General features: G+C 30.2%; 14 protein-coding genes. All 14 read right to left on the bottom strand.

Features of this window, described 5'->3' with window-relative positions; genetic code table 11:
• Positions 1–1,689 (bottom strand): Stk1 family PASTA domain-containing Ser/Thr kinase, encoded by a 1,689-nt coding sequence (pknB, locus tag ABDZ69_RS07470; RefSeq protein ID WP_343768326.1) that lies wholly within the window; start codon positions 1,687–1,689, stop codon positions 1–3.
• On the bottom strand, positions 1,664–2,410 hold the full coding sequence (locus tag ABDZ69_RS07465; protein WP_343768325.1) for a Stp1/IreP family PP2C-type Ser/Thr phosphatase: 747 nt from the start codon (positions 2,408–2,410) through the stop codon (positions 1,664–1,666). The genes pknB and ABDZ69_RS07465 overlap by 26 nt, the downstream gene beginning before the upstream one ends.
• 13 nt (positions 2,411–2,423) lie before the next feature.
• Entirely contained in the window at positions 2,424–3,461 is a 1,038-nt protein-coding gene (rlmN, locus tag ABDZ69_RS07460) for a dual-specificity RNA methyltransferase RlmN (RefSeq protein WP_343768322.1), read from the bottom strand.
• 4 nt (positions 3,462–3,465) lie between these two features.
• On the bottom strand, positions 3,466–4,794 hold the full coding sequence (rsmB, locus tag ABDZ69_RS07455; RefSeq protein ID WP_343768319.1) for a 16S rRNA (cytosine(967)-C(5))-methyltransferase RsmB: 1,329 nt from the start codon (positions 4,792–4,794) through the stop codon (positions 3,466–3,468).
• A 69-nt stretch (positions 4,795–4,863) separates the two neighbouring features.
• Complete coding sequence (locus ABDZ69_RS07450) at positions 4,864–5,547, bottom strand: zinc metallopeptidase (RefSeq protein WP_343768316.1); 684 nt, start codon at positions 5,545–5,547, stop codon at positions 4,864–4,866.
• A 30-nt stretch (positions 5,548–5,577) separates the two neighbouring features.
• Entirely contained in the window at positions 5,578–6,507 is a 930-nt protein-coding gene (gene fmt, locus ABDZ69_RS07445; protein ID WP_343768313.1) for a methionyl-tRNA formyltransferase, read from the bottom strand.
• Between the two features lie 5 nt (positions 6,508–6,512).
• The gene (gene def / locus ABDZ69_RS07440; protein WP_343768311.1) at positions 6,513–6,965 is read right to left on the bottom strand and encodes a peptide deformylase; all 453 of its coding nucleotides are present in this window, start codon (positions 6,963–6,965) and stop codon (positions 6,513–6,515) included.
• Between the two features lie 17 nt (positions 6,966–6,982).
• Positions 6,983–9,184, bottom strand: a complete 2,202-nt coding sequence (priA, locus tag ABDZ69_RS07435) for a primosomal protein N' (RefSeq protein ID WP_343768309.1) — start codon at positions 9,182–9,184, stop codon at positions 6,983–6,985.
• An 81-nt stretch (positions 9,185–9,265) separates the two neighbouring features.
• The gene (gene coaBC, locus ABDZ69_RS07430) at positions 9,266–10,462 is read right to left on the bottom strand and encodes a bifunctional phosphopantothenoylcysteine decarboxylase/phosphopantothenate--cysteine ligase CoaBC (RefSeq protein WP_343769616.1); all 1,197 of its coding nucleotides are present in this window, start codon (positions 10,460–10,462) and stop codon (positions 9,266–9,268) included.
• On the bottom strand, positions 10,462–10,680 hold the full coding sequence (gene rpoZ, locus ABDZ69_RS07425; RefSeq protein WP_343768308.1) for a DNA-directed RNA polymerase subunit omega: 219 nt from the start codon (positions 10,678–10,680) through the stop codon (positions 10,462–10,464). The genes coaBC and rpoZ overlap by 1 nt, the downstream gene beginning before the upstream one ends.
• Positions 10,661–11,293 carry a guanylate kinase gene (gene gmk / locus ABDZ69_RS07420; protein WP_343768306.1) on the bottom strand — a complete coding sequence of 211 codons (633 nt, stop codon included), beginning with the start codon at positions 11,291–11,293 and terminating at the stop codon, positions 10,661–10,663. Before gmk ends, rpoZ begins: the two co-directional genes overlap by 20 nt.
• The gene (remA, locus tag ABDZ69_RS07415) at positions 11,293–11,562 is read right to left on the bottom strand and encodes an extracellular matrix/biofilm regulator RemA (RefSeq protein WP_343768303.1); all 270 of its coding nucleotides are present in this window, start codon (positions 11,560–11,562) and stop codon (positions 11,293–11,295) included. The genes gmk and remA overlap by 1 nt, the downstream gene beginning before the upstream one ends.
• Positions 11,563–11,591: 29 nt before the next feature.
• Entirely contained in the window at positions 11,592–12,470 is an 879-nt protein-coding gene (locus ABDZ69_RS07410) for a YicC/YloC family endoribonuclease (protein WP_343768300.1), read from the bottom strand.
• 467 nt (positions 12,471–12,937) lie between these two features.
• The gene (locus tag ABDZ69_RS07405; RefSeq protein ID WP_343768297.1) at positions 12,938–13,147 is read right to left on the bottom strand and encodes an alpha/beta-type small acid-soluble spore protein; all 210 of its coding nucleotides are present in this window, start codon (positions 13,145–13,147) and stop codon (positions 12,938–12,940) included.
• Positions 13,148–13,300: the final 153 nt, after the last annotated feature.

Below are 13,300 nucleotides of genomic sequence, written 5' to 3'. Positions count from 1 at the left end.
CTAGCCTTCTGAACCATCATAATATCTATAGCATTTAACATCAATGGATGTTCCTTCTTTTATCTGTGTTCCTGGTTCTACACTTTGCTCAAATATTTTTCCATTTAAGCTCTCATCTGTAGTTTCTACTGCAGCTTCATTTCCAAGCTTTAACTTTAACTCTTTTAATATAACTAAGGCTTCTTCTAAGGTTTTACCATTTAAACTTGGTGCAGCCACATATTTTACTTCAGGTCCTTTACTAACCACTACATCTACAACGGTTTGCGGTTGAATTTTGCTATCCTTTGTAGGGCTTTGACTTATTATACAATTTTTAGGTACATTATCATCAAATCTATAGCTAACACTTCCAATTTTTAAATCAAATCTATTTAATATATCTTTTGCAACTTCTATATCTATTTCTGTTAAGTCAGGAGTAAGCAAGTTGTCCTTTCCACCACTAATTATGACTCTTACTTCTCCTTTAGATTTTATAGGTGTTCCTTCTGATGGAAATGAACTTATTACAGTTCCTACAGGCTCATCACTTTTTTCAGTTCCCCCTACTTGGAAAACTAAGCCACTATCTTCTACTTTCTTTTTAGCATCTTCTTCTTTTAATCCAATAATTTTTGGTACAGGTACACTTTGATCACTTATATTAGTGTTTTTATTACTAAAACCATTAAATATAAAATAACCAGAAGCGAAGCCGACTACAAGGACTAAAACTATGGAAACTATAGCTAAAACTATTTTTTTATTTTTACTATTTAGAACTTCTTCATCTTCAAGATCCTCTTCTTCCATTTCATCATCAACTTTTAAAGGATCCATAACTCTTGTTCTATCATTATGAGAATCTATAAATTTAATATTTACAGGCTCTTTGTTTTTAATCTTGTTTAAATGAAGCAATAGCTCACCTATATTTTGATATCTTTTTATTGCTTCTTTTTCAATAGCTTTTAAAATAACATTATTAAATCCTTCTGAAAGAGAGGAATTTATATTTCTTGGAGGAATAACTTGTTCTTGTATGTGTTTTAATGCTACTGATACAGGACTTTCAGCATCATAAGGGACTTTACCAGTAACCATCTCATACATAACTATACCTAGAGAATATATATCCGTTCTAAAATCTACAAAGCTTCCCTTGGCCTGCTCAGGTGAAAAATAATGAGCAGATCCTATAACTTTAGCTGTGTTAGTAATTGTAGCTGAATTAGTTGCTTTTGCTATTCCAAAATCGGCTACCTTAACTACTCCTTCTTCTGTTACAAGGATGTTTTGTGGTTTTATATCCCTATGTATTATATTGTTTCTATGAGCACATTCTAGTGCTTTGGCAATTTGAATTGCCATGCTTATGGCGTCATCACTATTTAAAATACCTTTTTCAACTATAACTTCTTTAAGAGTTTTTCCTTTTATATATTCCATAACTATATAATGTACACCCTGTTGGGATCCAACATCATATATATTTACAATATTATTGTGAGAAAGACTAGCTGCTGCTGTTGCTTCTCGTTTAAACTTTTCAACAAACTGACTGTCTCTTGCAAATTCATCTTTAAGAATTTTTACTGCTACAAATCTATTAAGAAGTTCACACTGTGCTTTGTAAACCTCCGACATGCCGCCTTCACCTATTTTTTCTAATAACTTATATCTATTCCCTAGCAAAGTACCTATCATCTTTACACTCTCCTTCGAATACAATAACTGATATATTATCTCTCCCGCCATTTTTCTTACTTAAATCTATAAGTAATCTACTTGCTTCACTACAATTATTTTTTATAATTATATCACATATTTGCCTAGGAGTAATATCATTGGTTAATCCATCAGTACATAAAATTACTTTTTTAACATCCTTTAAATCTACTCTAAACGTATCTACAGATACATAAGAATTGGTACCTAACGCTCTTGTTATTATGTTTTTATTTGGATGAAATTCAGCTTCCTCTTCAGTAATGCTTCCATCATCTATCAACTGTTGAACTAAAGAATGATCTTTAGTAATCTTAATAATTTGATTATCTTTATCTATTATGTAACATCTACTGTCTCCTACATTCCCTACCATCATTGTGTCCTTATCTACGAAACAAGCTGTAATAGTGGTTCCCATGCCACTTAAACTTATATCTTCTTTAGAACGATTATATATAAGTTTATTGGCGTGCTTAATAGCATTTTCTAAAATAATATTACTTTCATCGTAACAAGCTTTATTTTTAATATATTCGATTACGGACTCTACCGCTATTTTACTTGCAATTTCCCCGGCATTATGACCGCCCATTCCGTCTGCTACAATATAAATTCCAAGTTCATTGTTCTTATAATAGCCTACAGCATCTTCATTGAGATTTCTGTAATTTCCAATGTCCGAAAGTATTCCCACCATGGTTTACACTCCTTTACAAGTTATTATCCTCTTCTATATAACTTCTTCTCAATTGACCGCATGCAGCATTTATATCTGCCCCCATCTCTCTTCTCACAGTGGTTTCTATGCCATTTTTTAATAAAATATTGCTAAAGCGCCTAACATTTTCTGAGGATGATTTTTTTAAGTTATTTTCCTTGATTTCATTTACAGGAATTAAATTAACATGGCAAAGTAAACCTTTAAGTAATCTTCCTAATTCTTCTCCCAATTCCTCGCTATCATTAATACCGTTTACCAATGCATATTCGAAGGTTATTCTTCTATTTGTGTTTTTTATATAATATTTACAGCTTTCAATTATTTCCTTAACACTATATTTATTGGCAATAGGCATCATTGTTCTTCTTAGCTCATCATTAGGAGCATGTAGAGATATTGCTAAAGTTATTTGAGTATTTTTATCTGCTAACTCTTTGATTTTAGGCACTATGCCACAGGTTGATAGTGTTATATGCCTTTGACCAATATTGAGACCTATTGATGAATTTACTGAAGTAATAAATTTGAGAACATTGTCAAAATTATCCAAAGGTTCACCACTGCCCATCATAACGATATTGCTTATTCTTTCATTAATTTCATTGGATGCTTTTATAACTTGACCGAGCATTTCTCCAGGGGTTAAATTTCTTATCATACCTCCAATAGTTGAAGCACAAAAACTACATCCCATTCTACAACCTACTTGCGTCGATATGCAAATAGAGTTACCATGTTTATATTTCATAACTACTGATTCTATTATATTTCCATCTTTAAATTTAAATAAAAACTTACTAGTGTCTCCCTCTTGAGAATCAAATCTTCTTACCACCTCAGGTATATCTAAGAAAAAACTATCATTAAGTAGTTTTTTAGTGCCTCCAGGTATATTTTTCATATCATCAAAATTATATACTCCTTTGTAAATCCACTCAAATACCTGTGTACCTCTAAAGGCTTTCTCCCCATTATCCTTGAGCCATTCTTTTAGCTCATCAACTGAATAATCTAACATGTTTTTCATATATTCACCTACCGCTTTGTTTTCTTAATTTAGCAATAAAAAATCCATCCATGTTTTCATTAGGAAGTATAGTTAATAGCCCATTATCATATAGTAAGTTTTCTCTTTCTCCAAAATAAATAGGTTCAATTTGAAAATCTTTATTATTTTTTAAAAACCACTTAACGTTATCTTCATTTTCTTCTTTATTTAAAGTACAAGTGGAGTAAAGTAAAATTCCTCCCTCTTTTACGTACTTAGCTGCATTATACATTATATTTTTCTGAATTTTTGTCAGTGCTTTTAAAGACTTGTTTTCCTTTGTGTACTTTATCTCCGGTTTTTTTCTAATTATACCTAATCCTGAACAGGGAACATCTATTAAAACTCTATCTGCAATATTCTCTAGTTTACTATTATATATAGTGGCATCCATAACTTCTAATGAAATATTATTAATTCCTAATCTATTTAAATTATCTTCTATTAATGATAATTTATTTTGGTGTAAATCAAAAGCCTTTACCCTACCAGTATTATTCATTATTTCACATATATGAGTGGTTTTACCTCCAGGAGCGCTACATAAATCCAGTACAGTCATTCCTTCTTCTAATGCTAGAGCAGGAGCAACAAGCATTGCACTTTCATCTTGAACCGTAACATATCCTTCTTTAAAAAGGGGGTTTGCTTCAACATTTCTACCTTTTACTATATTTATTGCTTCTGGACATATTACCCCTTCTTCTATATTATAATTATTTTCTATTAATCTGTCCCATACTTCTTCATAATTACTTTTTAAATTATTTACTCGAAGGGTCACATTAGGTCTCATATTTAAACCTTCTAATATATTCTTGCATTCTACAATTCCATATTGCTTTATAAATAAATTAACTATCCACTCTGGAAAAGAATACTGAAAACTTAATTTCTCTACTTCATTTCCAATAGAAAAATCCTTATCTTTATTTCTTAAATAATTTCTGAGTACCCCATTAACTAATCCAGAGGATTTTTTAGATTTTTCCTTACTTATCTCTACACATTCATTTACAGCTGCAAAGCTAGGAACCTTATCTAAATATCTAAGTTGATATATTCCAATTCTCAATATGTTTAAAATCTGCTTATCCATTTTCTTTATGTCATCTCTTAAAAAATTACTAAGGATTTTATCTATGGTATACCTATATTTAATTGTTCCATAAACGATTTCAGTAATTAAACCCTTATCCACATCTTTTAAATCATACTTATTTAATGAATTGCCTAAGGATATATTTGAATATGCGTCTTTATAAAAAACATCATAAAGTACATCTAAGGCTATTTTTCTGCTATTTGTCATATTTTTACCTCAGTTTCTATAATATTTAATAAAGAAAATTGTATGGATATTATCCATACATTTCCTTTATTAATCTCTTCTTCTATTGCTAAGTGCTATAAGTCTTAATAATTGTGCTATAGATGCTATTGCTGCAGCTATATAGGTCATGGCAGCTGCTTTTAATACTTTTCTCGCGCCTGTTACTTCTTCACCATAAAGTATTCCACTAGCTTCTAAAACATCCATGGCTCTATTTGAAGCATTAAACTCTACAGGCAAAGTAATAAGCTGAAAAACCACAACTCCTAAAAATAATAATATACCTACAGTTAATAAACTTGGTATTGAAAATATCATTCCAAAGAAAAATATTACCCAAGATAGATTTGAGCCTAAATTTACAACAGGAACTATAGTATTTCTTATAACCAAAGGAGAATATCTTTCTTCATGCTGATATGCATGACCGGTTTCATGGGCAGCTATTCCTATGGCAGCTACCGATGTACCATGATAAACCTCTGAAGATAATCTCATCACTCTATTTCTTGGATCATAATGATCTGTAAGTTTTCCACGAACTAATTCTATAGGCACATCATGGAGTCCGTGGCTATCAAGAAGCCTTCTAGCTACTTGTGCACCAGTATATCCATTTGCACTTCTAATTCTAGAATATTTTTCATAGGTTGAATTAATCCTCATTTGCGCCCAAGCTGATATTAATAAAGCTGGCAATAAAATTATCATTGTATCATCAAAATAAAACATAATATTCCTCCTTTAAGGCATATAAAATGCCTAACTTAAGATAATCCCCCTCTTTAATTCATTTCCTTTAATATAATCCTCTACGCTCATAGGCTTTTTAGACGGAAACTGTATCTTTTGTATTAATAATATCCCATCACCTGTACATACCTTAATACCCTGTTTCGACACCTCAGTTATATATCCTGGTTCATGAGTACATTTTTCATTTATTACTTTAGCTTGTAGTATTTTCATAGCTTCGCCATTATAATTAGTATAAGCTATTGGCCAAGGATTTAACCCTTTAATCAAATTGTTAATAGCTTTATTATCTAAGTTCCAGTTTATGTAACCTGTTTCCTTCGAAAGCATTGATGCATAACAGGAATCTTCATCTATTTGTTTTTCACCGTTAAGAGATCCTTCTTTCAAACCTTCAATAGTTTTTATTAAAAGTTCTCCTCCATCTTGTGTGAGGATATCATGTAAATCTCCTGCAGTCATATCTTCTGTAATTTGAACTTTGCTCTTTAAAAGCATATCTCCTGTGTCCAGCCCAACATCCATAAGCATGGTTGTATTACCACTGAACTCTTCACCCTTAATAATTGCCCAATTTATAGGGGCAGCACCCCTATATTTAGGAAGAAGTGACGCATGTAAATTAATACATCCGTATTTAGGTATGCTAAGTATTTCTTTGGATAAAATTTGACCATAGGCTACTACTATTATGAAATCAGGGCTAATTTGCTTTAGCTCTTCTATACAGTCCATATCCTTTTTTAAATTTTCCGGTTGAAAAACTTTAATTCCATGTTCTAAAGCTACTTCTTTCACTGGTGACATTTGGAGCTTCTTCCCCCTACCTTTAGGTCTATCTGGTTGTGTAAAAATAGCTTCCACGCCATATTTTTCTACTAGAGCTTTTAACGATGGAACTGCAAAATCAGGAGTTCCCATAAAAACTATCTTCATACTTATTATTCTTCATTCCTTTCAATAATTTTGTCCACAAAGAGTACTCCATTTAAATGGTCAATTTCGTGACATAAAGCTCTGGCCATTAATTCTTCCCCTTCTACAATTATTTCATTTCCCTCTCTATCTAAAGCTTTAACTTTTACCTTGTAAGGTCTTTTTACATTTCCTGCTTCACCAGGTAAACTTAAGCAACCCTCTTCATCTATATAAAAGCCTTCTTCTTCAATAATTTCAGGGTTAATTAAAAATACTGGTCCTTCACCAATATCAATTACTATAACTCTTTTTAGAATCCCTACCTGAGGAGCTGCAAGACCTACTCCATCGCTATCATACATAGTATCTAACATATCATCTAGTAATACTTGTAATCTATCATCGATTTTTTCTACTTTTCTACTCTTTTTTCTTAATACTTCGTCTCCATATTTTCTGATCTCTCTTAATGCCATAATTGTACCTCCGTTTATTATATTAAGCTTAATGGGTTAGCATCAATACTAACTCTAATACTATTATACACGTCTTTTAATGTGGAATAAATTGTTTCCTTTATATATTCTTTTTCTTTATACGTTAAATTTCCTTTGATTATTATTTGCCATCTATAATTATTATTTATTTTAGATATATCACAAGGACATGGTCCTAGCAATTCTATTTTATCATTATTGTTGAAAAAACTTTTTAAATTTATACCAACATTTTGTATATTTTTTATTAATATATCTTCATTTTCACTTGATAAATTAATTAGCATCAAATCTACATAAGGAGGATAGTTCATAATTTCTCTTATTTTAATTTCCTCCTTATAAAAAGAGGAATAATCATTTTCAGTAGAATATCTTATAGCATAACTGTCTGGATTGTAAGTTTGAACTATTACTTTCCCTGGCTTTTCTCCTCTTCCAGCTCTTCCTGATACCTGAGTAATTAGCTGAAAAGTTCTTTCACTAGCTCTAAAATCAGGTAGGTTTAAAGATAAATCAGCAGCAATAACCCCTACAAGAGTTACATTCTTAAAGTCTAATCCCTTTGCAATCATTTGAGTGCCGATTAATATATCAGCTCTCCCATTTTTAAAGGAATTATATATTTCCTCATAGGAATTTTTTCTTCTAGTAGTATCAAAATCCATTCTTAAGACTTTACTTAGAGGAAAGGCTCTTTTCACCTCTTGTTCAATCTTTTCTGTTCCAACGCCAAAATATTTTACATAGGTACTAGAACACTTAGGACACGTCCTGCTAATCTTTTGCTCATTTCCACAATAGTGACAAAGAAGATTTTCCTTAGCAAAGTGGTAAGTTAATGAAATATCACATTGGTTGCATTTAAACACATACCCACATTTTCTACAAGATACAAAGGTTGAAAAACCTCTTCTATTTAAAAACAATATAATTTGCTCTTTTCTTTCTAATGCCTCTTCAATTTCCTTAAATAACTCTCTGCTAAATACTGATTTATTGTTGTTAATTAGTTCTTCTCTCATGTCTACTACTTTAACTTCTGGTAATTTTGCACCATCAGCCCTACTATTTAACTCTATGAGCTTTATTTCTCCCTTATTACATCTATAATAAGTTTCCACAGAAGGTGTAGCTGTTCCTAAAAGGACCTTACATCCATAAAGCTTACTCTTTTCTTCTGCTATTTCTCTAGCATGATATTTAGGGTCGCTATCAGATTTATAGCTTCCCTCATGTTCTTCATCTATTATTATTAAACCAAGATTATTAAAAGGTAAAAATACTGCTGATCTTGCACCAATTGCAACCTTTACCTTGCCTTCTTTTACTCTTAACCATTCATCATACTTTTCCCCATCAGACAGTTTACTGTGAAAAACAGTAATACTTCTTCCAAATCTTCCTTTAAATCTTTCTACCATTTGAGGAGTTAAAGCAATCTCTGGTACTAATATTATGCTTTCTTTTTCTATATTAAGCATTTCTTCTACTAGAGTCATATAAACTTCCGTTTTACCGCTACCTGTTATTCCGTGAATTAAAAAATGCTTATACTGCGAATCTAATATTGTCTTTACTGCTTCATTTTGAATACTGCTTAGAGTTTTTCTTTCATAAAAGCTATACTCTCTATCATTATATCTATTTACTACAAATTCTTTTAAAAGAAGAAACTCATGTTTAATCATAGTGTTAATAGATGAAAGCGAAAGGTTAAGTTCTTTACTTAAAAAATTCTTTGTATACTTACCACTATTTTTTTTCACTTCATTATATATAGTAATGTACGGTTCTTTTAAAAATTTATCACTTAATTCTTTATTAGTAAATAAATAATTTTCTTTTTTATGTTTAATTCCTTTAAATAGAGAGGCCGGAAAAATAGTTTTAATCCCTTCCATGAAGGTACATAAATATTTTTCTTTCATAGCTTTAATTAGCTTTAAGTCTTCTTCTCTTAACTTTGGAAAACTGCTATCTATTTTTATTATAGACTTTAAAGATATGCTAGATTCCATATCCTCATATAGTTCTAACACAAAACCATCAACTTTTTTATTTCCTAAACCAAAAGGAATATAAACTCTCATTCCTATTTGAATTTTATCTATTAAATTAATTGGTATAGCATAGGTAAATATTTTATCTAGTTGAATGGAATTGCTATTAATTACAATTCCTGCGTATTTAAACACATAATCACCCTTTAATTTAAAATATACTAAATAAAAGAGGCCTTTTTCGCTAATTGCGAATATTTGCCCCTTTAAATACCATTATTTATTAATATTTTTAATTATGATATCGAATAATTTTTTTGCAACTTCTCTTTTACTTAATTTATTAGTTTCAACTATAGTTCCATCTTTACTTATGATAGAAACTTTATTATTTTCAGAGGCAAATCCTATATCTTCTCCCGTTATATCATTTGCAACTATATAATCCAAATTTTTCTTCTTAAGCTTAGATTGAGCATTTTCAATTAAATCATTACTCTCTGCTGCAAAGCCAACTAATATTTGATTATTCTTTATTTCTCCAAGATGTTTTAATATATCTCTATCTTTTACAAGTTCTAAATTAAATTCATCCATGGTCTTTTTTATTTTTCTCTCCGAATAATCCTTTGGCTTAAAATCCGCAACAGCTGCAGATTTTATTACTATATCTTGATTATCATAGTATTTTATTACTTCATTATACATTTCTTCGTTTGTATTAATACTTATGAAGTCCACACCAAAAGGAACTTTTAAGTTAGTGGGTCCTGAAACTAAAGTTACTTTTGCGCCTCTATCTCTAGCTTCTTCTGCTATGGAGTAACCCATTTTACCTGTTGATTTATTTGTAATATTTCTTACAGGATCTATAGGTGCTACAGTTGGGCCTGCAGTAACTAATACTTTTTTACCCTCTAAATCCTGAGTGGAATAAAGCATACTGATTATTCTATCGGCTATAAGTTCTGTATCTGCAAGTTTTCCCTGACCTGTATCTCCGCAAGCTAACCTTCCAGCTTCTGGTTCAATGAATTTATAACCAAATTCACCAAGCTTTTTAATGTTATTCTGCACTATTGGATTAGTGTACATATTTGTATTCATGGCAGGTGCAAAAACTACATTAGCCCTAGTTGCCATAATAGTGGTTGAAAGCATATCATCTGCTATGCCGTTTGCAACTTTTCCAATAATATTAGCAGTTGCTGGTATTACCGCAAGTAAGTCAGCTTTTTTAGCTAAGGATATATGTTGTATTTCCCAATGCTTAGGTTCATCAAACATATCTGTTATAACCATGTTTTGACTAAGGCTTTGAAAGCTTAAGGGGTTCACGAATTCACATGCTGACTTAGTCATAATTACATGTACTTCCACATCCTTTTTTCTTAATCTGCTTATAACATCTAAAGCTTTATATACCGCTACTCCTCCGGTTACGCCAATAACTACAGTTTTCTTATCCATAATTATTTTATACCTTCCCTTAAAGTTTCATAGGTTATTGCACTAGAATTTATTTCATTTATAGCAACTGTAACAGGTTTTTTCAATTCTGTTTTAATTAATGGTTCGTCATTTTCTATAAGCTGTCTTGCTCTTTTTGAAGCCATAACCACTAAAGTATACCTGTTATCTACCTTTTCTAATAATTCTACTATTGATGGATTAATCATAGAGTTGTTCATGAATAAGGCCCTCCTTTGAATCTAAAATTGTAGTAGTTTTAATTCTGTCTACCCTACATTTTTCAGCTAAAACTATACTTTCTATTTTATTTACAGCTTCTTCAACTGTATCATTTACTACTGCATAGTTATATTTTGATATATAGTTAATTTCTTTATAAGCACATTTAAATCTTGTCATTAATGACTCTTCTGTCTCTGTTCCTCTTTTAGTAATTCTATTCTTCAATTCTTCCATTGAAGGTGGCAATATGAATATAAAAACTCCATTAGGGTAATTTTCTTTTACCTTTAAAGCTCCTTGTATATCTATCTCTAGTATTACATCTTTCCCACTTTCAATGGTTTCTAACACCTTAGATTTTGGAGTGCCATAGTAATTACCATAAACCTCCGCATGTTCTAAAAAGTCATCCTTGTTTATTCTATCTATAAAATCTTCTTTAGTGAGAAAATAATAACTCTCACCATCTACTTCACCAACTCGTGGGTTTCTTGTAGTAGCAGAAATGGATACAAAGTAATCTTTTCTATGTACTAATGCTTTGCATATTGTACCCTTTCCAGTTCCTGATGGACCAGAAATAACGATAAGCAAACCTGTTTTATTCATTATTCTTCAACCTCATTTTCCTCATCTTCTTTAGTAGACAATCTATGTGCTACTGTTTCTGGTTGAACTGCAGATAATATTACATGGTCACTGTCAGTAATAATAACCGCTCTTGTTCTTCTACCATAGGTAGCATCAATTAGCATACCCCTATCTCTGGCTTCTTGAATTATTCTTTTAATGGGAGCAGATTCAGGACTTACAATTGCAATCAGTCTATTTGCTGAAACAATATTTCCAAACCCTATGTTTATTAGTTTAATACTCATTGAAATCCTCCTAATTATTAAAATAAATTTTATTCAATATTTTGAATTTGTTCTCTAATTTTTTCAATATCATTTTTTATTTCTAAAACTAAGTTTGATATTTCTAAATTATTTGCTTTAGATGCTATAGTATTTGCTTCTCTATTCATTTCTTGAACTATGAAATCAAGTTTTCTTCCTACAGCTTCAGAAAGATTCAAAGTATCGTTAACCTGCTTTAAATGACTATTCAATCTTACAATTTCCTCATCAATACAGGCCTTATCCGCAAAAATTGCTACTTCCATAGCTATCCTGCTCTCATCAACTTTCCCATCTTCTAATAACTCATTTATTCTACTCATCAATTTTTCTTTATAAACTATTGGTACTATGGGAGACTTTTCTTTTATTATTTCTAGTGTCTTAGTAATTCTCTCACATTTTTCAATTATGTCAATCTTAAGTTTTTCTCCCTCTTTTTCTCTCATTTCAACTAGTAGATTCGTAGCTTCTTTTAAGGGATTTACAAGACAAGCCCATAATTCTTCAATGTCTTCTTCTTCATATTGAAGAGTTATTACTTCAGGAAATTTAGCTATTAAAGATATTGAAATATCATTATTAACTTCATAATTATCTTTAATAGTTTTTAAACATTCATAGTAATTGTCTGCTAAAGCCTTGTTTAAAATAGGTTTTAGATCTCTTTTATCATATGTATTTAAGGTAATGAATATATCTACTTTTCCTCTGTAGATTTTTTCTTGTAATATAGTCCTTATTCTTTCTTCTAGAGAAATTAAACTCTTAGGCATTTTTATATTTAAATCGCTATACCTATGATTTATGCTTTTTATCTCTACAGTAAATTTTCTTACCGTATCGTCATAGGATGCTCTTCCAAATCCAGTCATGCTTTTTAACATATTATTCATCCTCTCGTTTAACATATTCTAATTATACATACATTCTCATAATAAATTCAAGCATATTTTCTATTGTTTCATAAACTTACTCTTATTTTCTCCTCTTATTGAGTTATTACTCTAAATTTTAAAATTTTGCGAATTTTTAAGTTTACAATTCCTTATAAATACATAATTATAATTATGTAAACTAATCATGATATAAAAAAAGAAAAAATATCTTTTTTTATACCATGATTAATGACTTTTATTTTTATGATTTTACAATAAATTTCGGGGAAAATCTAGGTGTAACCCTTCATCTTTTATAATTCTCTTAATTAATTGTTTAATTCTTTAATTGATTCATTTTAATAAGCTTTATGTGCTTTATTAAAAACCATAGTTATTATAAAAGAGTTGCCCAAAATCAAATTTTGAAATTGGACAACCCTTCTTATTTTACTTTATTTCTAATTTTCTTTAAATTACTTTAAGCCATTCTGGTATGATTCTACCATTTTCTTAACCATTGTTCCACCAACATAACCATTTTCTCTTGAAGTTAAATTTCCTTTATCAATTTGGTCATAATTTGTTAGACCTAATTCATTAGCTACTTCCATCTTAAACTGATTTAATCCTTGTCTTGCCTCTGGAACTAATATTCTATTTCTTCCTGTATTTCTGTTTGCCATAATTATTACCTCCTTGAATTTTTAATTTATTTTGTTTTGTACTATAGTTTTCTGCAAAAACCATGTTTTTTATTATATTAAATTGGAGGCAATTGAGGAAATTTAAGTAAATCACTTTCCTTTAACAAATAAAACTCCGTAGGTTTTTAAAGC

It is taken from the genome of Clostridium malenominatum (assembly GCF_039521365.1).
GTDB classification, from domain to species: Bacteria; Bacillota; Clostridia; order Clostridiales; family Clostridiaceae; genus Clostridium_AW; species Clostridium_AW malenominatum.
The sequence above is the reverse complement of the archived record's forward strand: the minus strand, read 5'-3'. Positions and strand labels throughout refer to the sequence as shown.

Excerpts from the sequence above, each read along its gene's own strand:
- rpoZ (WP_343768308.1), bottom strand. The coding sequence starts at position 10,680 with ATGAACAACTCTATGATTAATCCATCAATAGTAGAATTATTAGAAAAG.
- fmt (WP_343768313.1), bottom strand. The coding sequence starts at position 6,507 with ATGAAGATAGTTTTTATGGGAACTCCTGATTTTGCAGTTCCATCGTTA.
- rlmN (WP_343768322.1), bottom strand. The coding sequence starts at position 3,461 with ATGAAAAACATGTTAGATTATTCAGTTGATGAGCTAAAAGAATGGCTC.
- def (WP_343768311.1), bottom strand. The coding sequence starts at position 6,965 with ATGGCATTAAGAGAGATCAGAAAATATGGAGACGAAGTATTAAGAAAA.
- rsmB (WP_343768319.1), bottom strand. The coding sequence starts at position 4,794 with ATGACAAATAGCAGAAAAATAGCCTTAGATGTACTTTATGATGTTTTT.
- ABDZ69_RS07450 (WP_343768316.1), bottom strand. The coding sequence starts at position 5,547 with ATGTTTTATTTTGATGATACAATGATAATTTTATTGCCAGCTTTATTA.
- gmk (WP_343768306.1), bottom strand. The coding sequence starts at position 11,293 with ATGAATAAAACAGGTTTGCTTATCGTTATTTCTGGTCCATCAGGAACT.
- ABDZ69_RS07465 (WP_343768325.1), bottom strand. The coding sequence starts at position 2,410 with ATGGTGGGAATACTTTCGGACATTGGAAATTACAGAAATCTCAATGAA.
- ABDZ69_RS07410 (WP_343768300.1), bottom strand. The coding sequence starts at position 12,470 with ATGTTAAAAAGCATGACTGGATTTGGAAGAGCATCCTATGACGATACG.
- pknB (WP_343768326.1), bottom strand. The coding sequence starts at position 1,689 with ATGATAGGTACTTTGCTAGGGAATAGATATAAGTTATTAGAAAAAATA.
- ABDZ69_RS07405 (WP_343768297.1), bottom strand. The coding sequence starts at position 13,147 with ATGGCAAACAGAAATACAGGAAGAAATAGAATATTAGTTCCAGAGGCA.
- remA (WP_343768303.1), bottom strand. The coding sequence starts at position 11,562 with ATGAGTATTAAACTAATAAACATAGGGTTTGGAAATATTGTTTCAGCA.